Below are 26,799 nucleotides of genomic sequence, written 5' to 3' on the forward strand. Positions count from 1 at the left end.
GCGCCAGGTCAGCGGATGTTCCGGATCGGTCATATGGCTGATCCGGCGCCATGCTTAATCCGCCGGCCATCCCGCCCAGGCCACGAAGTCGGCCGCCGCCATGGGCTTGGCGTAGAAAAAGCCCTGGGCGTAGCGGTAGTTGAGAGTGCGCAAGAAGGCCTCTTGGGCGGCGGTCTCTACGCCCTCGCCCAGGGCGTCGATCTGGAGGTGGCTGCTCAATTGCGAGAGGCTGGCCACGACGCCCGCGCCGCGTCCGTCAGGCGTCTGCCAGATGAAGACTTTATCGACCTTGATCAGGTTGAACGGCATATCGATCAGCCGTCCCAGCGACGAGTAGCCCGTGCCGAAGTCGTCCAGGGCGAGAGGGAAGCCCGCGGCCGCGAGTTCGACGATGACATGGCTGACCTCGTCGAGGCCGAATTCCAGCGCACTCTCGGTAATTTCGAGCTTCACGCAAGCCGGCGACACGCCCGTTGCCTGCGTGATGGCGATAAAGCGTTCGACCAGGGTCGGATCACGGAGCTGAGAAGGGGCGACGTTAACCGACACCCAGAACGCCGCGTTGCCTGGTAGTTCCTGCCAGCGTCGCAGTTGACGGCAGGCGTTCTCGAAGACCTGCTCGCCAAGCTCATCCATGAGCCCCAGCTCTTCGGCCAGGGGGATGAAGCGATCCGGCCCGATGGGGGCGTGGCCGTCGGGCTGGGGCCAGCGCGCCAGCGCCTCCGCCCCCACCGCCTCACCGCTATCCAGATCCATGACGGGTTGATAAAAGAGCACCAACTCCCGCTCGGTGACGGCACGCTGCAGGTCGGCCTCGAGCTTGATCTCGCAGCGCTGTGTCTCCTTGATGCCGTGATCCGCCCAGCGGATGGAGTCCACGTCGGTGTTGGCCGCACCGTCGGTTAGCTCTTCTGCCAGCAGCGCGAGCTCGCGTGCGTGGCGGCCATCGGTCGGCGCGCGGGCGATCCCCGCACTGACCTCAATCTGGAGGGATTCACCGCCGACTTCGAAGCCTGTTTCCGTGACAGCGGCGACGAGCGCGCGTGCCCGCGTCATCAGATGACTGTCCGGGTCGCTTGCCGCACCGGCATCGGCAGGGATCACAGCGGCGAAAGTGTGGGCATGGGAGCGGGCGAGCGATTCGGTCGCTTCGAGACGGCTCTCGAGACGCTCACTGATATCACACAAGAGCTGGTTGATGGCTTCGACGCCGAAGGCTTGGTCAATGCGGTCCAGGCGCCTGAATTGCAACGACACGATCCCGGTCACCGAATGCGCGGCTGCCGTCTCGTCAATGAGACGCTGGAGCCGCAGCAACATGCCCCGATGGTTCAGGGCACCAGTGATCGGATCGTGGCTGGCCCCGGTCGAATTGAGGAGGACATTCAACTTCCGGGTTTGACCTTCCAGCCTGTCCTGGGGCGGATGCAGGTCTGTGACCTCCTGCTGCACGGAAAAGAAATAGTCGGCCCCTTCGCCATCATTGCGCAAACGCGTGATGGTCCACTCCACCAGGTACGGCGTGCCATCCTTGCGGTAATTCCAGGTGCGACCCTCAAAGGAATCGCCGGCGCGCAAGTTCGACTTGAGCCGATTCAGGACCGCTCGATCAGTGTCCGGGCCTTGCAGGATGCGTGGCGTGGCGCCCAGAAGCTCCTCGCGTGTATAGCCCGTCATGCGCGTGAAGGCATCATTGGCGTGCACGAACACCGGCCCCGGTGGGGCCAGTTCGCCAGTAGTAATGACCACCGAGTAGTCGGACTTCTTAATGGCCGCTTCCAGGAAACGAGGTCCGTCGCTGAATGCCATGCGCTGCCTATCCCTCAAGCGAATTGTGACCGTCCACGGGAAGCGGTGCGCCTGGATGTGCCCGCACGCGCCGCCGCCGATGATGCCCGGATGCATTTCGCGACCATCTGCCGTGGAAGGTTGCGCTTCTGCCACTCGGGCGGTTCAGGTCATGGCTCAATCATCGTTGAGCGTTGCTGCTAGGCTCTTTCTTATCACTCCCCCTGAAAGGGAATGACGCTCGGTCCATGCCGGGCATGGATTCTGGGCGGAGCAACAGCAGGAGTAACTCACACTAGGGAGGGTAGCAGATCCCTACAACTTCCTTTGCGAGGAGAGCCGACATGAGAGCGATAACCTTGGAGGGTCGCGAGATCGACCTGACGCCGGAGGGGCTCAACGGTTTGCAGGGGCAGCTGCAGGGGCCGCTGTTGATGCCCGACGACCGCTGCGCCTCGGCGCTGTGGGTCTACGACCCGCGTTGGCCGGCACTGGTCCACCCCTTCGCCTCGGCCATCGACAGCGAACTACCGACTCCGCCCGAGCGGGTTCACCTGCTGCTGGACGGCAAGCCAAGCTGGGTGGAGGTCGAGGCGCGGGAGCATGACCAGTGTTTCGCCGGCTACCCTGAAGAGAGCATCGCCGAGTGGCACCGACGGCTGGGCCTGGAAGAGGGGGAGTCATGAACAAGCGACTTGCTTAGCTGATTTGCATGGAGGTCCCCGATGCATCATGTGTGTTCACCTAGCGGCGCAACCGTCTCTTATGAACAGGACGGCCAGGGTCCGCCGCTTGTCCTCGTGCATGGCAGTTTCACCGATCATCGGACGAACTGGCAGTTCGTCAAACCGATGCTTGCCAAGCAATTTACCGTTTATTCCATTGCCCGGCGTGGCCGCGGTGAAACGGATGCGACGGAATGGCATGGCGTAATGGACGAGGCCGGGGATGTTGGCGCGGTAGTGGAGGTGATCGACGAACCGGTATCTCTATTGGGGCACTCTTATGGAGCGCACATGGCACTGGCTGCGGCCATGGCGCTCTCGAGCCGCATCGCCAAGCTGGTGCTCTATGAACCGCCCAGGCCGGACCTCCTGGGAGCGGAGACGTTGAGGCGACTGGAGGAATTGGCTCGGGCACAGCGCTGGGAGTCATTTGTTATCACCTTCTTCCGCGACACCCTGCTCGTCCCGGAGACGGAGCTTGAGGCGCTTCAGGCAACGTCGCTTTGGCCGCCGATCGTCGCTGATGCCAAGGCGTCGCTCGGCGATATGCGCGCGTTGGCGAACCACCGTTTCGACCTGGAAAAGGCGGCGGGGTTAGGTGTCCCCGTCATGCTGCAGTTTGGCAGCGAAAGCCCGCGAGAGCTGTTTCTGACGGATGCCTTGGCCTCGGTGCTGCCGAACGTGCAGGTAGAGGAACTCGCCGGCCAGGCGCATGAGGGCATGACGACGAACCCTGAGCAATACGTACAGTCGGTATCTCGATTCCTTCTGTCGTAGCATCACAGCCTTCGCACAAACAATGCGCCCAGCTCACCTTTCAATGAGCCGTGGGCGCGGTCATGCAGAGACCCGCTTGGGCTCGTCGGCGAATACGCTCAGCCCCAACCAGGTCTGCATGCTGCTCTGCAGCTGGCGTGATCCGGTCAGCTGTAGTTTGCCGGCGTCGAGGGCTTCCTGAACCGTCATCAGGCCCATCCAGATGGCGGTCATGCTACGCAGGTCGCTGACCACATAGAGATCGACATCGTGGCCGGGATCCTTTTTGCAGAGGTCGACGACGCCATCCTCGCCCGACTTGTCGAAGACCACCCACCATTTCGCCTGGCCGGGGGTCACATCGTGGTACAGAAACTGAATCGTGACCCTGTGAGGAGGCAGCGGGTCGGGGTTCAGGTTGCGTCGCATGTCCCACATCAGCAGCGACGGGTCGAGGTTCTTCATGGAGAGCTGCGTCTCCAGCCAGCGCTGCCCCCAGCACCCCATCGCCATGATCACGGGCCTTAGCTCCTCGCCGGCTTCCGTCAGTTCGTACAATGGCGTCCCGCTGTTGGGGTCGAGGTGACGCCTCACCACCCCCAGCTCTTCCAGTTCGCGCAGCCGCTTCGACAGCAGGGCCGGTGAGATGTGAGGCAAGCCCCGGCGAAGGTCATTGAAGCGGTGACTGCCGCACAGCAATTCACGCACGACCAGCATGGTCCAACGGGTGCCCAGCACCTCCGAGGCCATGGCCACGGGACAGAACTGCCCATATCCCCAGTCAGCCATCAGTTTCCCTCCCAGCAGTCTTGTCGCCGTTGGCGTGGCTTTACTTATTACCGAGGATCGACGCCGCACCAGGCGAAGCGGTTCAGATCGTGAATCAATCATCGTTGAGCGTTGCTGCTAGGCTCTATCGTATCCCTCCCCCTGAAAGGGAATGGCTGTCGATCCATGCCAGCCATGCATTGAGGGTGGCGCAACCTCAGGGGCTACGCAAACCAAGAGGGTAGCAGATCCCTTCAACATCCTTCGCGAGGAGAGCCGACATGAGAGCGATAACCTTGGAGGGTCGCGAGATCGACCTGACACCGGAGGTGCTCAACGGTTTGCAGGCGCAGCTGCAGGGCCCCCTGTTGATGCCCGACGACCCGGACTACGAGGCACCGCGCCGGCTGTGGAATGCGATGATCGACCGCCGGCCGGCCCTGGTGGCGCGGTGTCTGGGCGTCGCCGACGTGATGGCGTGTGTGCGGTTTGCCCGCGAGCATGACTTGCTGCTCTGCATCAAGGGCGGCGGTCACAATATCGCCGGGCTGGCGGTGGCCGACGGCGCGCTGATGCTCGACCTCTCGTTGATGCGCGGCGTTTGGGTCGACCGCGACCGCCGGGTGGCCCATGCCCAGGCGGGCTGCGTGCTCGGTGACGTGGATCGCGAGACCCAGGTGCATGGCCTGGCCACCGTGCTGGGTTTCATCTCGACCACCGGCATCGCCGGGCTCACCCTGGGGGGTGGCTTTGGCTACCTGACCCGGCGCTGGGGCTACACCACCGACAATGTGCTGGGCATGGACGTAGTGACCGCCGATGGCCAACTGGTCCATGCCAGTGCCGAGGAGAATCCCGACCTGTTCTGGGCCCTGCGCGGCGGTGGCGGCAACTTCGGCGTGGTGACCGGTTTCGATTACCGGCTGTACCCCGTCGGCCCGGAGGTGGTGGGAGGCGTGGTGGCCTGGCCCGCCAGCGAGGCTCCGGCGGTACTCGAGCTCTATCGGCGCTTGGCGGAAGAGGCACCGCCCGAGCTGACCCTGGTGGCTCTGATGCGGCCGGCGCCGCCGGCCCCCTGGCTGCCAAAGGAGTACCATGGTGAGCCGATCGTGGCGCTGCTCGCCTGCCACAGCGGCGATCCGGAGGCGGGCGAAGCGGCGGTCGCGCCGATCAAGGGGTTTGGCGAGCCCATCGGCGACGTGCTGGTGCGTCGGCCCTATGCGCAGATGCAAAAGCTGCTCGATGCCACCCAGCCCAAGGGGCGGCGCTACTACTGGAAGAGCGAGTATCTGCCGGGTATCGAGCCTGCGCTCTGCGAGAAGGCGATCGAGCATGCCGGGCGCATCCGCTCGCCGCACTCGGCGGTGATCCTGTTCCAGCTCGGCGGCGCCCTGAATCAGCTCGACAACGACCACTCGCCGGTGGGCAATCGCGATGCCCGCTACGTCTTCAACGCAGGCGGCGCCTGGGAGCAGCCGGAGGACGACGAGGCGAACATCGCCTGGGCCCGCGAGGCCTGGCAGGACCTCAAGGCGTTCTCCACCGGTGGCGCCTACATCAACTTCCAGACCGAGGACGAAGGCCCCGAGCGAATGGAAGCGGCCCTCGGCCCCGCCCTTGAGCGACTCGCCGAGATCAAGCACCGTTGGGATCCGGACAACCGGTTCCGGGTCAATCGCAACATTCCGCCCGCCCGGACAGGGCCGGGGCAAGGCAATGCCTAACGGCGCAAGGCGATCGCTGAGGCAGTCACGCCGGCACTGCGCCAGCAGAAGGCGTGTATTCACAACCCAAAAGGCCCGCGATCTCTCGCGGGCCCTTTCAATACCGTACGATTCGAAATCGTACAGCAGGATGCCTAGGCAACCCCCGACTTTTCCCGGAAGTGCTCCCATGCATGGTGATACAGAACGCCGGCATACCCGTTGCGCTGCATGACCTTGAGGATCTTGGCGGGGTCGCCGCCAGTAAGCGCCTTGTGCAATTTCGCGCGCTGTTCGTCATCGAGGGCTTCGTACCAGTGGTACGGCTCCCCCCTGGCGTTGCCCTCTTCGGCCTTGCGTATCAGGTCAACTTCGATCCGCCCGCCATGTCGATACAGGATATCGTAGCCCTCCTGTAGGCGGTCCGTCGGCACATCGCACGGCTTTTCGAGGCTTTCCAGCACGTTGTAGTAGTAATAGCTCAGCGGTTGCATGTGGCTTCTCCAGCGGTATGCCGTGGCTCATCCATCCTTGCTTGGTTTCCTGTGGTCCATGTTGCCTTAGGCAGGGCAGCAAACTCAATTGACATAGCGCAACTCGACAGGCGGAGGCCTCCTGATGGTTGGCTGCTGCCATCGCCAACTATTGCGCTACCGGCTCCGGGCCGTCGCCACCCGCCAGGCCGTGCGGCGCCTGCCGCGCCTAAGCCCAGCGCTGGTCGGCGGTAAAGGCCACGGTGAACCAGCGCCGCTCTGGCGGGATGGTGAGCCCGGCGCTGATCTGCTCACGAATCTCGTCCATCAGCGCCACGCCCTGGCCCACGGCAAAGTCGGGCGTGGTGACGATATGGATCTCGATAAAGTGGCCGCGGCCTGCCTTGGCCACATGGCTAAAGTACTCCAGCAGGCCCTCGCGCGCCATCACCGGCGCCATGGCGGCGTGCACCTCGCGGTCGATCTTGCTCGGCGCGATCAAGAACACCTCCTTCATGGCCCGCTTCACGATGCCGATCGGCACTGGCATGAAGCAGACCGTCAGCACCACCAGCAGCAGCGAGTCGATGTAGCGGGTCCAGTGCGCCTGGGGGGTGCCCTGAAGCAGCAGGGCGATGAGGAAGGCGACGAACAGGGCGGTGGTGATCAGCGCGGCCATCATCCAGCCCTGCATGTCGATGCGCACGAACTCCGACTGGGCGCGCCGGTTGATGCGCTTCTGGTAGATCACCATGGTGAAGCAGACGATGGCCACCACCCCCGCGTAGGCGATGGCGATATCGAAATCGAGCTCGCGGCCGCCCTCCATCAGCCCCTGCACGGCGTTCAGGAAGGCATAGAAACAGAGCAGCATCAGGATGCTGCCGTTCAGCGCGGCGACCAGCGGCTCCAGATGCCAGTAGCCGTGCTGGAAGCGCTGGCTGGCCTCGCGCATGGCGAGCTTCGACACCACCAGGGCGAGGCCCGACATGGCGGCATCGATGGTGGAGAAGACACCGTCGAAGAGGATCGACTGGGAGCCGGCCAGCAGGCCGAAGGTGACCCCCAGGCTGGAGACCACCAGGGTCACGACGATGGAGACTTTCAGGGCGTGCTGTTCAAGGGTGGCTTGCATGACTGTTCTCGTTTTATGCAATTTTTCTCATTCTATAACCCCATTGCACAGGGGAGCGACGACAGCGGCAGCGGATGCGACTTCAAGGGCGAATCCGCTGCCGTCTGGCGCGAGGCCGTTCAGCCGGCTGCTTTGGCCTGCTTCACGGCTGTCGGCAGGATGCCCTGTTCACGCGCCAGGGCGTAGGCGGCACGGGGGCCGGTCCACAGAGTGGGCAGCAGGATCAGCGAGACCGGAATCGCGGTGATCACGATGAACTGCTGCAGGGCGCCGATCTGTCCCGCGCCCATGTAGAGCAGGATACCCGCCATCAGCGCCATGGCGATGCCCCAGAAGGCACGTACCAGCGGGCTCGGCGCGTCGTGGCCGGCGCACACCACGGCGATGGCATAGCTCATGGAGTCGCCGGTGGTGGCCACGAAGATGCTGGTCAGCAGCAGGATGGCCAATGCCATCAGGGTGCCGCCCGGCAGCGCCTGGGCCACGGTCAGGGTAGCCACATCGAACTGGAAGTTGTTGAGTGCTTCACCCAGGTCGATCACCCCGGTCAGCTGGTAGTGGATGCCGGAGCCGCCCAGCAGGGTGAACCAGATCGTGGTGGCCACCGGGGCCATTACCGCCACGGCCAGGATCATCTCGCGGATGGTGCGCCCGCGGGAGATACGTGCCACGAAGATCGCCATCAGCGGCGCGTAGCCGATGAACCAGGCGAAGAAGAACACCGTCCACCACTGCATCCACCAGGCCGGCGCGGTTTCGGCGGTCATGGTGGCCATGGCGAAGAACGACGACAGGTACTCGCCGAAGCCCTGGGCGAAGGCGTTAACCAGAAAGAGGGTGGGGCCGGCCACCAGGATCACCGCGGCGATGGCCAGCGCCAGGAAGACGTTGAAGCGGCTAAGGATCTGGATGCCCTTATGAATGCCGGTCATCGCGGAGGTGACATAGACCGCCGCCAGCAACACCAGGATGCCGAGCTGGGTGCCATAGCCCTGGCTGACCCCGAACAGCTCGTGCAGCCCGAAGCTCACCTGGGTGGCGAGAAAGCCGATGGGGCCGACCGTGCCCGCGACCACCGCGATCACGCAGCAGGCGTCCACCAGGCTGCCGAAGGCGCCCCTCATGATGCGCTCGCCGAACACCGGGTAGAGCAGGGTACGCGGCTGCAGCGGCTGGCCCTTCACGTAGTGGGCATGGGCCAGCACGATGGCGCTGAGCGAGCCCAGCACCGCCCAGGCCAGAAAGCCCCAGTGCATGAACGACTGGGCCAGGGCGCCGGCCACGGCCTCGGCGGTGCCCGCCTGGGTCTCGAAGGCCGGCGGAGTCACCACGAAGTGGTAGACCGGCTCGCCGGCGGCGAAGAAGACGCCGCCCCCGGCCAGCAGGGTGCACATGATCATCGACAGCCACTTGAAGGTGCCGATCTGCGGGCTCTCCAGATTGCCGACCCGCGCCCCGGCGGCCGGCGAGATGGCCACGCCGATGGCGATGACGAAGGTCAGCAGCAGCAGGAGCTGGAAGTAGGTGCCGAGCGTGGCCGCCGTCCAGGCGAAGCCGGCGCCGATGCTGTCGGCCACCCGATCGATATCGAACAGCGACAGGCCGACGAAGGCGACGATGAAACCGACCGTGAGCAGCAGCACGATGGGATCGCCGAGGCGCGACAGCGCCGAGGGGGCGGCGGGGGAGGGGGTGTTCTGGGATGACATCAGGACGCTCTAGTTGCGGAGAGTGTGTGCGCCGATGAGCCATGGCGCCGACTAGAGCGGCGGCATTCTAGCAATCTTCGACCTAAGTCTAAAGCCTGGGGCAAGCCGACCCTGGCCGCAGGACAGGCTCAGCCTTGTGACCATGTTAGCCGTTGCTTTTCTTTGCCAGCCCGTCAAAGGTTACATAGGCTGGTTGGTCAAGGCCGCCGAAGACGGCCGTTGGCAGGGAGCAGACCACGAGCCGAACAGCCCCGGAAAACGGACTACCGCAGGAAGGTGGCAGGAGGCCATCGCGCTATGCCGGGTAGGGGCGGTAGCGTGCCCGGGTGTCAGGTTTTTCGCTAACCCAGCGGGCTGCGTACACCGGCAAAGCCTTCCCAGGACATGCGTATAGATCTGGGTAGTCTCCACGCTTTTATGCCCGAGTAGCACCTGAACGGTGCGGATATCCGTGCCTTGGCTCAATAACTGGGTAGCGATTATGTCGTAGGGTGTGGCAGGTGCCGGGGCGCGGCAGCGATGCGGCCTTCATCGCCTGCTTAACAGTTATGCAGACTGGAATCCAAGGGGCATAAGGATGATCAGGCAATGGGAAGATACTCAAAGATAAGGCAGATGATCCTGTCGGGAAGCTCAGATACGAACGTTGAGTTCTCAGTCCTCTGTCAGCTTCTGGTCCGGCTCGGTTTCGAGGAACGGGTCAGAGGCAGTCACCATATATTTTCTCGGGATGGGGTGACGGAGATACTCAATCTGCAGCCCAAGGGGAGCAAGGCCAAGCCATATCAGGTCAAACAAGTTCGGAGTATCCTGGTCAAGTACCGGTTGGGAGAGACTGATGTCGATTAAGTACGAGATGATCATCTACTGGAGCGATGAGGACCAGTCCTTCGTCGTGGAGGTTCCTGAGTTGCCAGGCTGCATGGCCGACGGAGAAACCTATGAAGAGGCTGTGGCGAATGCTCAGCAGGTCATTGGGGAGTGGATCGAGACTGCGCGGGAGCTTGGACGGCCGATCCCGGAGCCGCGAGGGCGATTGATGTATGCATAACAAGGCCATCCAGCCGACGCTCGTGCCTCGCGCGGCTGATGGCCGGCGTTGAGGCTGTAGCAAAACCCCGACTACGCCCGGTAGGATGAGGAAAAGGCAAGGGAGAGTCGTCAGCACGCCCAGGTTCAAGCCCTACGACTACGATCAGCACGCCATGGTTGCCATCAACTATCTGGACCAGTTGCAACCCGGCACGTTTGAGCATGCCGTGCACTACCTGATCGAGCACAAGCTGGGGATCTGTCGGTGTTCCATCCCCGATACCGCAACGACGACACCGGTCGTTGTGCCTACGATCCGGCGATCCTGCTCAAGATCATCCTGTTCGCCTACTCCAAGGGCATCACCTCCAGCCGGGAAATGCAGTGGTGCTGCGAGACGAATATCCTGTTCAAGGCACTGTCCTGCGATACGGTACCCCACTTCACCACGCTCGCCCGATTCGTCAGCGGCCACACCGACGAGATCGAAGCTCTGTTCGAGCAGGTCCTGTTGGTCTGCCACGAGCAGGGCCTGCTGGGCAACGAACTCTTCGCCATCGACGGGTGCAAGATGTCGTCCAATGCAGCCAAGGAGTGGTCTGGCACCTTCAAGGAACTCGGCGAGAAACGTGACAAGCTGCGCCGCTTCATTCGCCACCACCTGGACGAGCACTTCCAGCGCGACAAGGCGGAAACCGAGGCAGAGATAGAACGGGATATCCGCCATGCCAAGATGATCCTCTCCCTCGACAGAGCCATGACCAAGGTAGACCGGTTCCTGAACACGCAGCGCCCCCGGCAGGGGAAGGGCAAGCGCAGCCAGGAGGTGAAGAGCAACCTCACCGACAACGAAAGTGCCAAGATGACGACCGGGAAAGGCACGATCCAGGGCTATAACGGGGTGGCGGCAGTCGACAAGAAACACCAGATCATCATCGATGCCCAGGCCTTTGGCGAGGGTCAGGAGCACCACACGCTCAAGCCGGTACTGGTCAGCATCGAGCAGCGTTACCGACGACTGGGCATCAGTCCGGATATCTATCAAGACGGCACCGTGGTGACGGCCGATACTGGCTTCGCCAACGAAGCCAACATGCGCTATCTGTACGAACAGCAGATCAACGGTTACATTCCCGACAACCAATTCCGTAGCCGCGACCCAAAATTCAGCGCCCAGAAAGGCAAATACGGAAAACGTCATCAGGACCGCGGGCCTTCCAACCGAAAACAGATCATTCCGGCCAGTGAATTCCAGTTCGATCCGGTGACGATGACCTGCATCTGTCCGGCCGGTGAGTCCCTGACCTACCGGGGCCAGCGGGAGGCTGAGAACGGAAAGAACCGAGCTCATTTCGAGGGGCGACTGCTGCAGTGCCGACACTGCCCGAAGAAACATCAATGCATGCAGAATCCGGCCTCGGCGGACCACCGCAACGGAGCGGGTCGGCAGGTATCATTCACCATCGAGAATAAAGGTTTGCCTAGCTACACTGATTGGATGAAACACCGGGTGGACAGTCAGTATGGCAAAGAGGTCTATAGCCACCGAATGTCGGTGGTAGAACCGGTGTTTGGCAACATCGGTACGAACAAGGGGCTTGACCGATTTAGCCTGAGAGGCCGGAAAAAGGTCCAGGGGCAATGGCAGCTATACTGCCTGATACACAACATCGAGAAGCTCGCCAATTATGGTCGATTAGGCAAGTGATATAGGGGCTGGGAGGCCAGAAACTGGTGATGAGCGCTTTGACATCACCAAAGAGCCAAAATGGTCAGTTAGGCTCCGTGGCCAAGATGATCGTCCGTTTGGTGGTCGGTAAAAGAATTCAGAAGAGAGGCGGTGGGAATGGCTCTGAATCGGGTTTTTCTACAGCCTCGTTAACTGTTCGGGAAAGTCATGCACTACTTCGCGTACGGATCGAATATGTCACTTTCTCGATTAAGAGAACGGGTTCCAAGTGCAGAAGCTCTTGGTTGCTTTGCTCTCAACGGGCATGACTTACGGTTTCATAAGTCGAGCAAAGATGGTTCCGGAAAATGCGATGCGTATTTCACCTCAGACGCAGGGGATGTCGTATACGGAGTTTTGTTCAAAATTGATCCGAGCGAGAAAAATGCTTTAGATAGGGCTGAGGGGCTTGGATATGGATATGATGAAAAAGTAGTAACACTCACGGCTCTTGACGGATCTTCGATAACGGCAACGACCTATATTGCCACGAATATCGATAAGAATTTAAAACCGTATTCTTGGTATGTGAATCACGTCCTGATTGGTGCAAACGAAGCATCGCTTCCATCGGATTACATCGCAGCTAAAATCACATCGGTTGAGGCGATCGAGGATAGTGATAAAGAAAGGGATGCAAAGCAGCGTGCCATACACAGTTAACAAGGGCAGACACGGCGACGGCTTTTTCGTTGCGGCTTCGCCTCCACTACAAAGCCGCGCGAGCTGGCGGCGTTGGGAGGGGAGTCTTCCTAAGACCCGCAGTAGCATGAGGAAAGCGCGAAAACTATGACCAAGCCGATCGTATATCACATCCCAGTATGTCCTTTCTGCCAGCGGCTCGAAATTCTGTTGTATCTGAAGAGAAGGCGGAACGCAGTTAACTTTCATGTGATCGATATCACCCGGCCCCGCCCTGCCTGGCTGCTTGCGAAGACACAAGGCACGACTGCGCTGCCAGTCATGGAGACTGAGGATGGACAAATCCTCAAGGAAAGCATGGTCCTTCTGGAGTATCTGGAAAACATCTACCCGGACCCGGCGGTCGCACAGCGTGATCCATATCGACGTGCCATTGAAAGCATGTTGGTGAGAATGGAGGGGGACTTTTGTGTCCAGGGCTATACGTACATTCTCAATCAGGATATCACAAGGCGCGATTCTCTCAAGCTGGGCATGCTGGAACAGTATGGTCGGATCAATACGTTTTTGAATACACACTCCCCATCCGGCCCGTTTCTCTTCGAAGATTTCGGATGGGCTGAGACCGTGTTCACGCCGCTCTTCATGCGCTTTTGGTTTCTGGAGTACTACGAAGGATTTGAATTGCCCGATGATGAGCAATACTCACGTGTACGCAGATGGCGCGATGCATGCCTCGCGCACCCCGCTGCACAGCAGGTCACAAGAGAGGAAATCATCAAGCTTTATTACGATTACGCTAAGGGAGCGGGAAATGGCACCTTGCTTCCCGGTCGTAGAAAATCATCTTTTTCGTTTGAACCAGATTGGCGCAACCGGCCCTGGCCTCCGCAGAACAAATACGAACACAGTGCGACAGACGAAGTACTAGGCTTGTTGCACGATGTGCCGCGTAGGCAAACCCAACAAGCCGCTCCATCCGACACGGATAAACCGCGCGGCTGAGCGTTCGCGTCATGAGGATAAAAATGATACGTGAGTTTGTTGCTTCAGATATGGACAGTGTTTTAAGAATTTGGCTTGAATCTTCTGTGAAAGCGCATGATTTTGTTGATCGTGCGTTCTGGGAGTCCAAGCTGGATGATATGAGAAACATCTATATACCAGCCTCAGAGACGTATGTCTATGAATCGGGTCGTGAAGTGAAAGGGTTTTTCTCGCTGCATGGTGATACGCTGGCGGCGATGTTCGTGGCTCCCGGTTGTCAGGGAGAAGGGATTGGTCAGCAGCTGATGACAAAGGTCAAGTCGCTCCGCAAGCGGATCACCCTGGGCGTCTACAAGGAGAATGAGCAGGCCGTAGAGTTTTACAAGCGCTGTGGCTTTCAGGAGGTTTCCGAAAGGAGGGATTCACATATCGGGTATGCTGAGTTGGTGATGCAGCTCCATTCATAATAAAGCCATGAAACTCTCGTCTTTTGAGTGCTGGATCTCGTTGCGCTCGAAGCTTATAGCTGCGTTATAGCTTATCACTACGGACATTATGGCTATGCCAAAAATCACGCAAACGCACTTGCTATCATGCCCGGCGAACAGTACTATATGCGGCTTCATCTAGTTTAGAGAAATAGATCCATGTCGCTTCCCCCTTGCCCAAGCTGTCAGTCTGAGTATGTATACCAGGATCAAGATCATCTAGTATGTCCTGAGTGCGCTTATGAGTGGAATCCGTCAGAAGTTGTTGATGAAGATGTCGTGTCGGTTAAAGATGCTAATGGGACGTTGCTGTCTGAGGGTGATAAGGTTACTTTGGCCAAAGACTTGAAGGTAAAAGGCAGCTCGATTGTGCTTAAAATCGGAACTAAAGCCGTCATTCGGCGCATTGTAGAAGGTAAGGACCATCAGCTGGACTGCAAGGTGGATGGTGCCGGCGACATGATGGTGACCGCCCAGTTTGTGAAAAAGGCCTGAGCCAACTATCAAGCTGCAGATGGTGTGGGAAATCCTCTGATTCCATAGGTAGCCAGTGTTCAATCATTCGGGAGTGTCCAGCATGTTTACCGGGTTAAGCGCCTTTCCCTTGTCCCCGATGAATGAGGGCGGTCTGGACGAGAGGGCTTTCGTTCGCCTGATCGAGCGCCTGGTCGCAGCCGATGTCGATTCGATCGGGGTGCTGGGCTCCACCGGGAACTATGCCTATCTGACGATGGCCGAGCGGGCGCGGGTGGTGGCGCTCGCGGTGGAGCATGCGGGCAAGATCCCGGTGATCGCCGGCATCGGTGCGCTGCGCACCCGCGATGTGCTTACCCTGGCTGAGAAGGCGCAGGCGGCCGGCGCGAGCGGGGTGCTTCTCGCCCCAATGTCCTACCAGAAGCTGTTCGCCGACGAGGTCTATGGGCTCTTCGAAGCGACGACGGACGCGCTGTCGGTACCTCTGTGCGTCTACGATAATCCCGGCACCACGCAGTTTGTCTTCACCGACGAGCTTCATGGCCAGATCGCCCGGCTCCCCAAGGTGGCGTCCATCAAAATTCCCGGTGTGCCGGTGGAGCCAGAGGCCGCAAGGGCGCGGGTTGGGCGTCTTCGCGAGCAGATACCCTCCCACGTCACCCTGGGGGTGAGCGGCGATGCCTTTGCCGCCACCGGCCTGAATGCGGGCTGTGAGGCCTGGTACTCCGTGATTGGGGGCGTCTTCCCCGCCACGGCACTGGCGATAACCCGTGCTGCCCAGGCCGGCAATGCCGAGCAAGCGACGCGCTTGTCCGAGCGGTTGGCTCCCCTTTGGGCCTTGTTCCGCGACAACGGCGGCAGCCTGCGCGTTGTCGCGGCCGCTGCGGAGCTGCAGGGGCTGGTGGAATCGCCGTGCTTGCCGCAGCCGCTGAAGTCCTTGAGCGGAGAAGGGCGCCAACGGCTTGCGGCCACGATGGAAGCGCTGGATTTGGCGTGACGAGAAGCGCGTGATTCGCAGTTTCAGATGGCGAGTTCCGTGGCGCAGCCATGACCACCTTAGCTGCTTGATACACGTCAAATATTTGATGGAAACGCCCCTTGGTGGCTTTATTATCCGGCGTGTGTCGGCGACTATTGACTGTTCGGCGAGCCGTCCCATGGCTTGCCCATCCCCCAGTTTCTGGAGTTGGACATGAGCAGCTTGAACGGAAAAGTGATTGTCATCACCGGCGGTGCGGGCGGCATCGGCGAGACCACGGCGCGCATGGCATACGAACAGGGCGCCAGCGTGGTGATCACCGACCGCGAAGCGGGCCCGGTCGAGGCGATTGCCGAGTCGCTGGGCGAGCGGGCGGTGGGGCTTGCCGTGGATGTGAGCCGCCGCGAGGACAACGAGCGCATGGTGGCGGCCGCGCTCGAGCGCTTCGGCCGGCTGGACGGGGTGTTTCTCAACGCGGGCATCGAGGGTGAGGTAGGGCCGTTCGACAGCCGTTCCGACTCGGCCTGGGAGAAGGTGTTTGCGGTGAATGTGCACGGCGTGCGCTTCGGCGTGGAGGCGGCGCTGCCGGCGCTGCGCAAGGCCGGGGGCGGCAGCGTGGTGATCACCTCCAGCGTGGCCGGCGTGCGCGGTGCTTCGGGGCTTTCTCCCTACGTGAGCAGCAAGCATGCGGTGGTGGGGATGATGCGCTGCCTGGCGGCCGAGCTCGGCCCGGAGGGCATTCGGGTGAACACCCTGAATCCGGGCCCGGTGGACAATCGCATGATGCGCTCCATCGAAGACCAGGCCAATCCGGGCCACGGCGAAGAGGTGCACCAGGCGTTCGTGGCGCGGGTGCCTCTGGGGCGCTACGTCACCAACGCGGAGTGCGCGGGCATGGCGGTGTTCCTGTTCTCCGACCTGGCCTCCGGCTGCAACGGCAACACCTACCTGGTCGACGGCGGCTACTGCGCCCAGTAAGGCGTGGCGTGGGGGTTCGTCGCGGCAGAGTCGAATCGACCGCTCAGCTCGGTCGAAAGACGCGGGGAGGGTAGCTCGCCATACTCGCTCTTGCCCGGCGGGTGCCTGGCCGGTGAATTTTTGTCAAGCACCCGAGACGAATGGCGTGAAAAGCTGGATAATGGCGGGTTTTCCGCCCCTCGCTCTGCCCACGCCAACTCGTCCGGTGCCCCATGGAAATCAAGGTCAACTATCTCGACAACCTCCGCCTGGAGGCCAAGTTCGACGACTTCACGGTCATCTCCGACCAGCCCATCCGCTACAAGGGTGACGGCTCGGCGCCGGGGCCGTTCGACTATTTCCTGGCGTCATCGGCGATGTGCGCGGCCTACTTCGTGAAGGTCTACTGCAACGCCCGGGACATCCCCACCGAGAACATCCGGCTGTCGCAGAACAACATCGTCGACCCGGAGAACCGCTACAAGCAGATCTTCAAGATCCAGGTGGAGCTGCCGGAGGATATCTCCGACAAGGACCGCCAGGGCATCCTGCGCTCCATCGACCGCTGCACCGTGAAGAAGGTGGTCCAGGAGGGCCCCGAGTTCCAGATCGAGGTGGTCGAGAACATCGACGAGGATGCCCAGGCGCTGCTGATGGGCAAGGCGATGGGCGAGGGCAGCACCTGGATCGAGGGCAAGGACCTGCCGCTGGAGCAGACCATCGCCAACCTCTCCGCCCATCTGGCGGAGCTCGGCATGAAGATCGAGATCGCCTCCTGGCGCAATATCGTGCCCCACGTCTGGTCGCTGCATATCCGCGACGCCGCCTCGCCGATGTGCTTCACCAACGGCAAGGGTGCCACCAAGGAGAGCGCGCTCTGCTCGGCGCTGGGCGAGTTTATCGAGCGGTTGAGCTGCAATTTCTTCTACAACGACCAGTTCTTCGGCGAAGAGATCGCGGCAAGCGACTTCGTTCACTACCCCAACGAGAAGTGGTTCCAGCCGGGGCCGAACGATGAACTGCCCGCGGAGATCCTCGACGAACACTGCCGCGAGATCTACGACCCGGAGGGGGAGCTGCGCGGCTCGCACCTGATCGACACCAACTCCGGCCGGGCCGATCGCGGCATCGTCTCGCTGCCCTTCGTGCGCCAGTCCGACGGCGAGACGGTCTACTTCCCGTCGAACCTGATCGAGAACCTCTACCTCAGCAACGGCATGAGCGCCGGCAACACCCTGGCCGAGGCCCAGGTGCAGTGCCTCTCGGAGATCTTCGAGCGGGCGGTGAAGAAGCAGATCATCGAGGAGGAGCTGGTACTCCCCGACGTGCCCCAGGAGGTGCTGGCGCGCTATCCGGAGATCGTCGAGGGCATCGAGGCCCTGGAGGCCCAGGGCTTCCCGGTGCTGGTCAAGGATGCCTCCCTGGGCGGCCAGTACCCGGTGATGTGCGTCACCCTGATGAACCCCAAGACCGGCGGCGTCTTCGCCTCCTTCGGCGCCCACCCCAGCTTCCACGTGGCCCTGGAGCGCAGCCTCACCGAGCTGCTGCAGGGGCGCAGCTTCGAGGGGTTGAACGACTTCCCGCCGCCCACCTTCAACTCCCTGGAGGTGTCGGAACCCAACAACTTCGTCGAGCACTTCATCGACTCCTCCGGGGTGATCTCCTGGCGCTTCTTCAGCGCCCGCTCGGACATCGAATTCAGCGACTGGGACTTCTCCGGCAGCGGCTCTCGCAGTACCCAGGAAGAGGCCGAAACCCTGTTCGGCCTGCTCGAGGAGATGGGGTTGGAGGCCTACATGGCCGTGCACGAGGACCTGGGCGCGCCGGTGTGCCGCATCCTGGTGCCGGGCTTCTCCGAGGTCTACCCGGTGGATGACCTGGTGTGGGATAACACCAACGTGGCGCTGCAGTACCGCGAGGATATCCTCAATCTCCACCGCCTGAGCGATGGCCAGCTGGCCGACCTGCTCGAGCGCCTGGAGGAGAGCCAGCTCGACGAGCACATGGACATCATCACCCTGATCGGCATCGAGTTCGACGAGAACACCGTCTGGGGCCAGCTGACCCTCCTCGAGCTGAAGCTGCTGATCAACCTGGCGCTCGAGCAGCACGAAGAGGCCCTGGAGCGGGTCGGCATGTTCCTGCAGTTCAACGACAACACCGTCGAGCGCAACCTTTTCTACCGGGCGGTGCAGGCGGTGCTGGAGATCGTGCTGGACGACGAGCTGGAACTCGATGACTTCCGCTACAACCTCGGCCGCATGTTCGGCGCGGCGACCCTGGAGGCGGTGGTGGGCTCGGTGACCGGCAGCGTGCGCTTCCACGGCCTGACACCCACCAGCCTGCAGCTCGAAGGGCTGGAGAAGCACCAGCGCCTGATCGAGAGCTACCAGAAGCTGCATGCGGCGCGGGCCGCCCGGGCGGGGATGCGCGCCCCGGCCTGATCGCCAGCGGCGCTGCTGCGCTGCGCCATCATCAAGCCCCCGAGTCAGTTCATTCACTGGCTCGGGGGCTTTGCGTTTGGGGGCGGCTATCCGGCGCTGCTCACCCGACCGGGCTCAGAGGGTGCGCCAGGGCGAGGGCGGGGGCTCCTCCAGCGCCTCGACGAGCAGGTCGAGGGCGCGGCTGAGCGCCTCGCGGGAGGCGGCGGCGCTCAGGCACAGGCGCAGGGCCTGGGGGGCCGGCTCGCTGCCGACGCAGAAGGGCTCGGCGCTGGTGGCCCGCAGGCCACGCCGCTCGAGCCCCTCCAGCAGGGCGGCACTGCGCTGCTCGCCGGGCAGCGGCAGCCACAGGTTGGCGCCGTGGGGGCGGCCGGTGGGAGCGAAGGCCGCCAGACGCTCACGGGCCAGGCGCTGGCGTGCGCCCAGCTCCTCAGTCTGCCAGGCCAGCAGCCGCTCGCTGTCGCGGCTTGCCACCCAGCGGCACACCGCTTCCACCATCAGCGGCGGCACCATCCAGCTCTGGGCGCGCAGGGCCGCGCCGAGGCGTTCGCGAAGCACCGCCGGCGCCGCCAGGGTGCCGATGCGCAGCCCGCCGGCGAGCACCTTGGCGGTGCTGAACACGAACAGGGTGCGCTCTGGGGCCAGCCGGTAGAGCGGGGTGCCGCGCTCGTCTTCCGGCAGGTACTGCACGCCATCTTCGAGGATCCAGAAGTCGTGCTGCTGGGCCAGGGCCGCGAGGCGCTCCCGCCGCGCCTCGCTGAGCTGAGCCCCGGTGGGATTGTTCTGATCGGGGGTGACGTAGACCAGCCGCGGCGGCTGCTGGGCGCATAGCCGTGCCAGGGCGTCCAGGTCCATGCCCTGGTCGTCCATCGCCACTCCCAGCACCTTGAGGTGGGCCTGCTGGGCGGCGCCGATCAGCCCGGGGTAGGTGAGCGCATCGGCGGCGATACGCTCGCCGGGACGGGTCAGCGCCTGCAGTGCCAGGCTGATGCCGTGCTGGCCGCCCTGGGTGATCAACAGCGAATCCGCCGACACCGGCATGCCGAGCCCGCTTATCCACTCGGCCAGCCGCTCACGGTGGGCGGGGACGCCGCGCTCGGACTGGTACTCGACGCAGCGTCCCAGCACCTCGTCGTCCTGGGCGATCGTCTGCAGGGCGCGCCCCAGGGCCGCGGCGCGCAGCGGGTGAGGCGGCGGCAGGCTCAGGCTGAGGTCGATCACGCCGTCGTCGCCGGGACGATTGGCCAGGAAGGCGCGGCCGCCCGGCGACTCGCCGCCGCGCACGTAGGTGCCGCTGCCGACCCGGGCCGCCACCCAGCCCTGGCGCTCGGCCTCGGCGTAGGCGCGGGTCACGGTGCCCACCGTGAACCCCAGGGAGTCGGCCAGGCGCCGCTGGGGCGGCAGGCGCTCACCGGGTTGCAGCTCGCCGCTCTGCGCCGCACGGGCGATGGCCTCGCTGATGGCGCGGTAGCGGGGGCCCTGTTCATCGAGTCGTGGTAGCCAGATTGTCATGGTGACAATAAAACCTTTGACGCTAAAATTGCACCGATTATGCTGGGAAATGTAGGCGATATAGCGTGATTAATCAACAATTGTATGGATGCAATTAAATGGAAGCCTTGGCATTTCTCGGGCCGGCGGCCCTCTACATGATCTCCATGACCATCACCCCCGGCCCCAACAATGTGATGCTCACCGCCTCCGGGGCCAACTACGGCTTCCTGAGGACGCTGCCGCATATCTTCGGCATCCTGGGCGGCTGCTTTCTGCTGTTCGCCGGCATCGCCCTGGGGCTTGGCCTGCTCTTCGAGCGCTATCCGATGGTACAGACCATCCTGCGAATAGTGGGCAGCGCCTATCTGCTCTACCTGGCCTGGCGCATCGCCACCGCGCCACCGCCCGACCTGCGGCGCGGCGGCGAAGGGCGGCCGCTGAGCTTCTGGCAGGCGGCGGCCTTCCAGTTCGCCAACCCCAAGGCCTGGGTGATGGGCCTGGCGCTGATGGCGGGTTTTTTGCCCAGCGGCGGCGATACCCTGGTCAATGCCCTGCTGCTGGCCGGCTTCGCCGAGCTGGTGGCGCTGCCCTGCATCGCGCTGTGGGCGGGGTTCGGCACCGCCATCGGCCGCTGGCTGCGCACACCGCGCGCCTGGCGACGTTTCAATCTGGTGATGGGTGGGCTTACCGCCGCCTGCGTGATATTCATACTGGGGTGAGCAGAGGAGGGATATAGGAGTGATAATGATGGCCGAGACCCCGGACTTTCAGCCCGCCCATGCCGACTACCGCACCGAGGTGGAGCGGATCTTCACCACCGCTCCCTTCATCCGGGGGCTGGGCCTGGAGCCGGTGTCGATCGCCCCCGGCCACTGCGAGACGCGGCTGGCCGTGCGCGAGGATCACCAGCAGCAGGATGGCTATGTGCATGCCGGGGTGCTGGCCACCGTGGGCGACCACACCGCCGGAGCGGCGGGGGCGACGCTGATTCCCGCCGGGGCTAACGTGCTCACCGCCGAATTCAAGATCAACCTGCTGCGCTCGGCCAAGGGGCGCGAGCTGCGCTGCGTCAGCCGGGTGCTCAAGCCCGGTCGCACCCTGATCGTGGTGGAGTCCGAGCTGCTGGCGGGCGACGCTCTCGACCAGATGCGGCTGGTGGCGAAGGCCACGGTGACCCTGGCGGTGGTGATGCCGCGCTAGGCACCGCGCCGCAAGGCGCACGGGGCGAGCGCCGGGCATGTCGACCCGTGCCACCGAACGCAATCGGACAGCTGCCATGTTTCGCTCCCTTTTTCGCTACTTCGAGACTCGGGTAAATCCCTACCCGGCGGATAACCGAGGCACGCCGCCCCAGGGGTTGTTCGCCTTTATCCTGCACTTCTCGCGGCCGGTGCTGCCGCTGCTGATCGTGATGTCGCTGCTCACCGCCCTGGTCTCGGCGGCGGAGGTGCTCTTTTTCCATTACATGGGCGCGCTGGTGGACTGGCTGGCCGGCGCCGAGCGCGAGGGTTTCTTCGCCGAGTACGGCTGGCGCCTGGCCGGCATGGCGGCGCTGGTGGTGATCGGCCTGCCGCTGCTGACCCTGCTGCAGGCGCTGGTGACCCATCAGAGTATCTTCGGCAACTACCCGATGATCGGCCGCTGGCTGGCGCATCGCCATATGCTCGGCCAGAGCCTGGCCTTCTATCAGGACGAGTTCGCCGGGCGGGTCTCCCAGAAGGTGATGCAGACGGCCCTGGCGATCCGCGAGACGGTGATGAAGCTGATGGACCTGCTGGTCTATGTGATCGTCTATTTCACCGGCGCCATGCTGCTGATGGGACGCGCCGAGCCCTGGCTGATGCTGCCGCTGGTGCTCTGGCTGGCCGGCTATATCGCCATCATGTGGATCTTCGTGCCGCGGCTGCGGGCGGTCTCCATGGCCCAGGCCGACGCCCGGGCGGTGATGACCGGGCGCATCGTCGACAGCTACAGCAACATCCAGACCATCAAGCTGTTCGCCGACACCCGCCGCGAGCAGGCCTATGCCCGGGACGCCATGGAGGGCTTCATGACCACGGTCTATCGGCAGATGCGCCTGGCGACCTGGCTCACCGTGAGCCTGACGGTGCTCAACTCCCTGCTGCTGGCCGGGGTGGCGGCCATGGCCATCGGCGCCTGGTACCTGGAGGCGGTGTCGCTGGGCATCATCGCCGTGGCCATCGCCCTGGTGATGCGTATCCGCTTCATGTCCGACTGGATCCTCTGGGAGGTGGCCGGGTTGTTCGAGAATATCGGCACGGTGCAGGACGGCATCAACACCATCGCCCGGGAGCCCGCCATCAAGGACAGACCCGATGCCAGGGCGCTGGCGGTCCCCCGCGGTGAGATCCGCTTCGAGGCGCTGCGCTTCGGCTATGCGCGCCCCGACGGCGAGGGCCGGCGGGTCTTCGACGGCCTCGACCTGACCATCGCCCCCGGCGAGAAGGTGGGGCTGATCGGCCGCTCCGGGGCCGGTAAGTCGACCCTGGCCAACCTCCTGCTGCGCTTCTACGACCTGGAGGGCGGGCGCATCCTGATCGATGGCCAGGACATCGCCGGGGTGACCCAGGAGTCGCTTCGCCGGCATATCGGCATGGTCACCCAGGACACCTCGTTGCTGCACCGCTCGGTGCGCGACAACATCCGCTACGGCAGCGTTGATGCCAGCGAGGAGGCGATCTGGGAGGCGGTGCGCCGGGCCCATGCGGATACCTTCATCGACGACCTGATCGACCTCCAGGGGCGCCGCGGCCTTGACGCCCACGTTGGCGAGCGCGGCGTCAAGCTCTCTGGCGGCCAGCGTCAGCGCATCGCCATCGCCCGGGTGCTGCTCAAGAACGCGCCCATCCTGGTGCTCGATGAAGCCACCTCGGCGCTGGACTCCGAGGTGGAGGCGGCAATCCAGGAGCAGCTCTACGCGCTGATGGAGGGCAAGACGGTGATCGCCATCGCCCACCGCCTCTCCACCATCGCCATGCTCGACCGCCTGGTGGTGATCGACGAGGGACGGATCGTCGAGAGCGGCAGCCACCGGGAGCTGCTGGCCCGGGACGGCCTCTACGCCGCCCTCTGGCAGCGCCAGTCCGGCGGCTTTATCGGCGTGGATATCGACGAGGCGGTGCAGACCGAGTCGGTGTCGGGGCGCTAATGGCCAGCGGCAGTCGGTTGCCGTCGTCGCGCCGCCTGGCCCGGTGCCGACACCTTGTGCCCCAGTAAACGACATCCACTGCTCCATCGGCGACATCCGCCTCAAGTCTCTCGGGGCCCCGGCCGTTACTCTCCTCGTTCGCTGTCCGGCAGCGCCTCATCCCCCTCCCGATCCCGATACCCATAACAACGAGGAAACGCCCCGTGTCGATTACCCACAAAATGGTGGTGACCTTCGGCCTGATCCTGGCGACGGCGGTCGCCGGGATCTCGGGCCTGGCGATCCTGCAGAGCCGCCAGGCGGCGGTCGATGCCTTCGCCGAGGCCAGCGCCCAGTACCTTCGCCAGGTGGACTACTCGCTCACCACCCTCCTGGATCAGGTGGCCCAGGACGCGGCCTTCCTGGCCGCGGAGCCGCTGGTCCGCGAGGCCCACGGCACCCTGACCCGCTACCTCGACAATCGCGAAACCCGGCCCATGACGCCCTCGCGCAACGCCGGCACGGAAGCCGAACTCTATGCGCTCTACTCGCGCTTCGCCAACGCCCACCCCGGCCTGGCCTATGTCTATCTGGGCACCGCCGACGGCGGCTATGTGCAATGGCCCGAGAGTAATATCGGTGCCGGCTACGATCCGCGCGAACGCCCCTTCTACCAGGCGGCCCTGAACCGTCCCGGGGAAGTCGTGCGCACCGAGGCCTACTACTTTGCCGCCGACGACGCCACCATCATCAGCTCTGTGCATACCGTGGAGGACGATGACGGCCGGGTGGCCGGGGTCCAGGGGGTCGACGTGTCGCTGGCCGGCCTGATGGGCATGATCAATGAGATCGAGTTCGGCGAGCAGGGCTATCTGGTGCTCCTGGAGGAGAACGGCACCGTCCTGGCCCATCCGGGTGATCCCGCCGCCGGCTTTCGTCACGTGGAGGCGCTCGACGACCCCTCGCTGGCCCAGCTCCAGGCCCTGGCCCACAGCGGCGACGCGCTCAGCCAGGCGGTCCAGCATGACGGCGAGGCCTTCCATGCCACCGTCTACCGCTCCCCGGAGCTTGGCTGGACCCTGATCGGCCTGATCCCCCGCCACGAGATGCTGGCCGGTGCCAACCGCCTGGCCTGGCAGCTGAGCCTGCTCGGCCTGCTGTTCCTGCTGCTGGCGATCCTGGCCGCCGGGGCGGTGGCACGCTATCTGACGGCACCGATCCGTGAGGTCTCGGGGCAGATGCAGGAGATCGCCTCGGGCGAAGCTGACCTGACCCAGCGCCTGCCGGTGAAATCCCGGGACGAGATCGGCGAGCTGGCGACCCAGTTCAACCGCTTCACTGACAAGATCCACGACGTGCTGCTCGACGTGCGCCGCGGCAGTCGCACCGTACGCGAGGCGGCGACGGCGATCAGCACCGGCAGCGAGGATCTGGCGCGCCGCAGCGAGGGAGCGGCCTCGAGCCTACAGGAGACCTCGGCCTCTATGGAGCAGATCTCGAGCACCGTGGAGCACACCGCCGCCGCCTCGCGCCAGGCCGATGAGCTGGCCCAGGGAGCCGCCGCGGAGGCAAGGGAGTCCGGCTCGGCGGTGATCAGGGTGGTCGACCTCATGGAAGAGATCCAGACCACTTCCGAGCAGATCGCCGAGATCGTCACCCTGATCGACGACATCGCCTTCCAGACCAACTTGCTGGCCCTCAACGCCTCGGTGGAGGCGGCCCGGGCCGGCCAGCATGGACAGGGCTTCGCGGTGGTGGCCGAGGAGGTCCGCCACTTGGCGCGACGCAGCGCCGAGGCGTCACGGGGGATTCGCGGCCTGATCGCCGCCTCCCGGGACAAGGTCAGCCGCGGCAGCAGCCAGGTGCGCGCCGCCGGCGAGTCGGTACAGGGATTGGTCAACGGCGTCGAGCGGGTGGCTGGGATGCTCGGCGAGATCAGCGTGGCAGCCGCCGAGCAGAGCGATGGAGTGGGCCAGGTCAACCAGGCGGTCAGCGAACTGGACCGGATGACCCAGCAGAACGCCCTGCTGGTCGAACAGTCCCGCGCCGCTGCCCACCGGCTGACCGAACAGGCGGAACGACTGGCCCAGCGGGTCGGCGGCTTCGTGCTGCGCGAAGCGGCACCGGCGCCAGCGCCGCGCCTCGACGATGCGGCCCGCTCCCGATTGCCCGCCCAGGCGGGTGCTCGTGACCGCACGGGTCGCCCTGCCACCGTTTGAGCCAGCGGGGTTATGCCGGCGCCCGCGATGACGAGATCCTCCGGGCCGGGGGCTGGCTGGCACGTGCGTGGCTGGCCCTGAGTGAGGGGGGAGGCGCGTTTCAGCGATAACCGGTGATAGGTACAGCGCTGCGCAGCACCGCCTGGATAAATTCGCCCTTGGCCCGGGTATAGGCCTCGCGGTCGTCGGGGTGGCGGGCCGCCAGCTCGGCCTTGAGTAGGGCGTAGCGCCCGGCCAGGGCCGGGGAGGCGCGCAGGGCGTCGCGGAAGGCCAGCCGCTCCCGCCACAGGCGCTCACCCTGGACCACCAAGTGCAGGTGGTGGGTGCGCCGGCCGTCGGCGTGACGCATCAGCCAGCGCCGGTCGGTGAGGGCGGCATTGAACGTGGCGGAGGTGACGTAGCCCGATTCGAGCAAGGGCGCGATCAGCCCATCGGCGACCGCCAGGGAGTCGACCCCGGCCATGATGTCGATGATCGGCTTGGCCGGCAGGCCTGGCACGGCGGTGCTACCGATATGCTCCACCTCATGCAGGCTCTCGGGAAACCGGCTCAGCAGGCGCGTGCGCTCGGTGGCGAAGCGCGCCGGCCAGGCCGGGTCGTAGGGAACCAACATCACCCGCTCGTGGATGGCGCGTTCGAGGGACTCCGCGTCCGTCATGGGTGCCGCTTGCCTCTTTCCCCTCATTCTTCGAGTTCCCAAAAGGGGGGCCAGGCCGCCTCCCATAGGTGGCCGTCGGGGTACTGGAAGTAACCGGCATAGCCGCCCCAGAAGGTCTCGTGGGTAAACTTGGTATGGGTGGCGCCGGCCCGCTGCGCCTGGGCCATCACCGCGTCGACCCCCAGGGTAATCAGGGTGATCCGTGGTTGCATAGAGGACTACCTCCGCTGATGGCAGATCGGCACCGGAGAGATCCGGCCAGGGTGCCGTTCAGCGTAGACCACTCTGTCACGGCGGGCCGCCCGAACCTCGCTCAGGAGTCATACTTCTGCGCTGTCCTCATCGGGGCCGTAGCGCTCCAGGTGGGTGATCTCGGCCTCCTCGAACAGCGACACATAAAATCGCAGGGCCGCCTCGGCGCTGCCCTCGAACATCAGCTGTGGAGTGATGTGATGGGCCATAGGGTCTCCCGGGCCGTGGGATAGGGGGTCCCC

At 63.8% G+C, this 26,799-nt stretch carries 25 protein-coding genes and 2 pseudogenes; 17 read left to right on the plus strand and 10 right to left on the minus strand.

Going from position 1 to position 26,799, the window contains the following annotated elements:
* Positions 1-54: 54 nt before the first annotated feature.
* A complete protein-coding gene (locus tag HOP52_RS09425) occupies positions 55-1,809 on the minus strand; it encodes a putative bifunctional diguanylate cyclase/phosphodiesterase (protein ID WP_238977120.1) in 1,755 nt (584 codons plus the stop codon).
* 425 nt (positions 1,810-2,234) lie between these two features.
* Here HOP52_RS09425 and HOP52_RS09430 point away from each other — a divergent pair.
* Positions 2,235-2,474 (plus strand): annotated as a pseudogene (locus HOP52_RS09430) (GFA family protein); the annotation flags it as partial.
* A 39-nt stretch (positions 2,475-2,513) separates the two neighbouring features.
* The gene (locus HOP52_RS09435) at positions 2,514-3,290 is read left to right on the plus strand and encodes an alpha/beta fold hydrolase (RefSeq protein ID WP_238977121.1); all 777 of its coding nucleotides are present in this window, start codon (positions 2,514-2,516) and stop codon (positions 3,288-3,290) included.
* A 60-nt stretch (positions 3,291-3,350) separates the two neighbouring features.
* Here the strand turns inward: HOP52_RS09435 and HOP52_RS09440 are convergent, their stop codons facing one another.
* Positions 3,351-4,058 carry a winged helix-turn-helix transcriptional regulator gene (locus HOP52_RS09440; protein WP_238977122.1) on the minus strand — a complete coding sequence of 236 codons (708 nt, stop codon included), beginning with the start codon at positions 4,056-4,058 and terminating at the stop codon, positions 3,351-3,353.
* A gap of 260 nt (positions 4,059-4,318) precedes the next feature.
* Here HOP52_RS09440 and HOP52_RS09445 point away from each other — a divergent pair, with 260 nt between their 5' ends.
* Complete coding sequence (locus HOP52_RS09445) at positions 4,319-5,761, plus strand: FAD-binding oxidoreductase (RefSeq protein WP_238977123.1); 1,443 nt, start codon at positions 4,319-4,321, stop codon at positions 5,759-5,761.
* A 134-nt stretch (positions 5,762-5,895) separates the two neighbouring features.
* Here the strand turns inward: HOP52_RS09445 and HOP52_RS09450 are convergent, their stop codons facing one another.
* From HOP52_RS09450 to HOP52_RS19840, 4 genes are all read right to left on the minus strand, one after another.
* A complete protein-coding gene (locus HOP52_RS09450) occupies positions 5,896-6,234 on the minus strand; it encodes a hypothetical protein (protein WP_238977124.1) in 339 nt (112 codons plus the stop codon).
* Positions 6,235-6,442: 208 nt separating this feature from the next.
* On the minus strand, positions 6,443-7,348 hold the full coding sequence (locus HOP52_RS09455; RefSeq protein ID WP_238977125.1) for a cation diffusion facilitator family transporter: 906 nt from the start codon (positions 7,346-7,348) through the stop codon (positions 6,443-6,445).
* 119 nt (positions 7,349-7,467) lie between these two features.
* Positions 7,468-9,057, minus strand: coding sequence for a BCCT family transporter (locus tag HOP52_RS09460; protein WP_238977126.1), 1,590 nt, complete (start codon positions 9,055-9,057; stop codon positions 7,468-7,470).
* A 180-nt stretch (positions 9,058-9,237) separates the two neighbouring features.
* A complete protein-coding gene (locus HOP52_RS19840; protein ID WP_275298127.1) occupies positions 9,238-9,522 on the minus strand; it encodes a tyrosine-type recombinase/integrase in 285 nt (94 codons plus the stop codon).
* 150 nt (positions 9,523-9,672) lie between these two features.
* Here HOP52_RS19840 and HOP52_RS19795 point away from each other — a divergent pair, with 150 nt between their 5' ends.
* The 10 genes and pseudogenes from HOP52_RS19795 (at position 9,673) to HOP52_RS09510 (ending at position 18,789) form a co-directional block, all read left to right on the plus strand.
* Positions 9,673-9,906, plus strand: a complete 234-nt coding sequence (locus tag HOP52_RS19795; RefSeq protein ID WP_422677700.1) for a type II toxin-antitoxin system HicA family toxin — start codon at positions 9,673-9,675, stop codon at positions 9,904-9,906.
* Positions 9,896-10,108, plus strand: a complete 213-nt coding sequence (locus HOP52_RS09470; RefSeq protein WP_238977127.1) for a type II toxin-antitoxin system HicB family antitoxin — start codon at positions 9,896-9,898, stop codon at positions 10,106-10,108. The genes HOP52_RS19795 and HOP52_RS09470 overlap by 11 nt, the downstream gene beginning before the upstream one ends.
* A gap of 85 nt (positions 10,109-10,193) precedes the next feature.
* Positions 10,194-11,797: pseudogene (locus HOP52_RS09475) on the plus strand (IS1182 family transposase).
* 189 nt (positions 11,798-11,986) lie between these two features.
* Positions 11,987-12,481, plus strand: coding sequence for a gamma-glutamylcyclotransferase family protein (locus HOP52_RS09480; protein WP_238977129.1), 495 nt, complete (start codon positions 11,987-11,989; stop codon positions 12,479-12,481).
* 126 nt (positions 12,482-12,607) lie between these two features.
* Positions 12,608-13,465, plus strand: a complete 858-nt coding sequence (locus HOP52_RS09485; RefSeq protein ID WP_238977130.1) for a glutathione S-transferase family protein — start codon at positions 12,608-12,610, stop codon at positions 13,463-13,465.
* Positions 13,466-13,488: 23 nt separating this feature from the next.
* Positions 13,489-13,914: a GNAT family N-acetyltransferase gene (locus tag HOP52_RS09490; RefSeq protein WP_238977131.1), complete on the plus strand. Its 426-nt coding sequence runs from the start codon at positions 13,489-13,491 to the stop codon at positions 13,912-13,914.
* Positions 13,915-14,094: 180 nt separating this feature from the next.
* Positions 14,095-14,430: a zinc ribbon domain-containing protein YjdM gene (locus HOP52_RS09495; protein ID WP_238977132.1), complete on the plus strand. Its 336-nt coding sequence runs from the start codon at positions 14,095-14,097 to the stop codon at positions 14,428-14,430.
* Positions 14,431-14,512: 82 nt separating this feature from the next.
* Positions 14,513-15,406 carry a dihydrodipicolinate synthase family protein gene (locus HOP52_RS09500; RefSeq protein ID WP_238977133.1) on the plus strand — a complete coding sequence of 298 codons (894 nt, stop codon included), beginning with the start codon at positions 14,513-14,515 and terminating at the stop codon, positions 15,404-15,406.
* A gap of 195 nt (positions 15,407-15,601) precedes the next feature.
* Entirely contained in the window at positions 15,602-16,366 is a 765-nt protein-coding gene (locus HOP52_RS09505; protein ID WP_238977134.1) for an SDR family NAD(P)-dependent oxidoreductase, read from the plus strand.
* 212 nt (positions 16,367-16,578) lie between these two features.
* On the plus strand, positions 16,579-18,789 hold the full coding sequence (locus HOP52_RS09510; protein WP_238977135.1) for an OsmC domain/YcaO domain-containing protein: 2,211 nt from the start codon (positions 16,579-16,581) through the stop codon (positions 18,787-18,789).
* A gap of 114 nt (positions 18,790-18,903) precedes the next feature.
* Here HOP52_RS09510 and HOP52_RS09515 read toward each other — a convergent pair whose 3' ends face one another.
* Positions 18,904-20,298, minus strand: coding sequence for an aminotransferase-like domain-containing protein (locus tag HOP52_RS09515; protein ID WP_238977136.1), 1,395 nt, complete (start codon positions 20,296-20,298; stop codon positions 18,904-18,906).
* Between the two features lie 98 nt (positions 20,299-20,396).
* On the opposite strand from HOP52_RS09515, the gene HOP52_RS09520 reads away from it, so the two are divergent.
* The 4 genes from HOP52_RS09520 (at position 20,397) to HOP52_RS09535 (ending at position 25,647) form a co-directional block, all read left to right on the plus strand.
* Complete coding sequence (locus HOP52_RS09520) at positions 20,397-20,999, plus strand: LysE family translocator (RefSeq protein WP_238977137.1); 603 nt, start codon at positions 20,397-20,399, stop codon at positions 20,997-20,999.
* 25 nt (positions 21,000-21,024) lie between these two features.
* Entirely contained in the window at positions 21,025-21,480 is a 456-nt protein-coding gene (locus HOP52_RS09525) for a PaaI family thioesterase (RefSeq protein WP_238977138.1), read from the plus strand.
* 76 nt (positions 21,481-21,556) lie between these two features.
* On the plus strand, positions 21,557-23,449 hold the full coding sequence (locus HOP52_RS09530) for an ABC transporter ATP-binding protein (protein ID WP_238977139.1): 1,893 nt from the start codon (positions 21,557-21,559) through the stop codon (positions 23,447-23,449).
* Positions 23,450-23,652: 203 nt separating this feature from the next.
* The gene (locus tag HOP52_RS09535; protein WP_238977140.1) at positions 23,653-25,647 is read left to right on the plus strand and encodes a methyl-accepting chemotaxis protein; all 1,995 of its coding nucleotides are present in this window, start codon (positions 23,653-23,655) and stop codon (positions 25,645-25,647) included.
* Between the two features lie 100 nt (positions 25,648-25,747).
* Here the strand turns inward: HOP52_RS09535 and HOP52_RS09540 are convergent, their stop codons facing one another.
* The 3 genes from HOP52_RS09540 to HOP52_RS09550 all read right to left on the minus strand — a co-directional run bounded on the left by HOP52_RS09540 (position 25,748) and on the right by HOP52_RS09550 (position 26,766).
* Positions 25,748-26,305 (minus strand): GrpB family protein, encoded by a 558-nt coding sequence (locus HOP52_RS09540; protein ID WP_238977141.1) that lies wholly within the window; start codon positions 26,303-26,305, stop codon positions 25,748-25,750.
* A 23-nt stretch (positions 26,306-26,328) separates the two neighbouring features.
* Positions 26,329-26,517: a VOC family protein gene (locus tag HOP52_RS09545; protein ID WP_238977142.1), complete on the minus strand. Its 189-nt coding sequence runs from the start codon at positions 26,515-26,517 to the stop codon at positions 26,329-26,331.
* Positions 26,518-26,625: 108 nt separating this feature from the next.
* A complete protein-coding gene (locus tag HOP52_RS09550; protein WP_238977143.1) occupies positions 26,626-26,766 on the minus strand; it encodes a VOC family protein in 141 nt (46 codons plus the stop codon).
* Positions 26,767-26,799 lie beyond the last annotated feature (33 nt).

The organism is Billgrantia campisalis, assembly GCF_022341425.1.
GTDB lineage: Bacteria > Pseudomonadota > Gammaproteobacteria > Pseudomonadales > Halomonadaceae > Halomonas > Halomonas campisalis.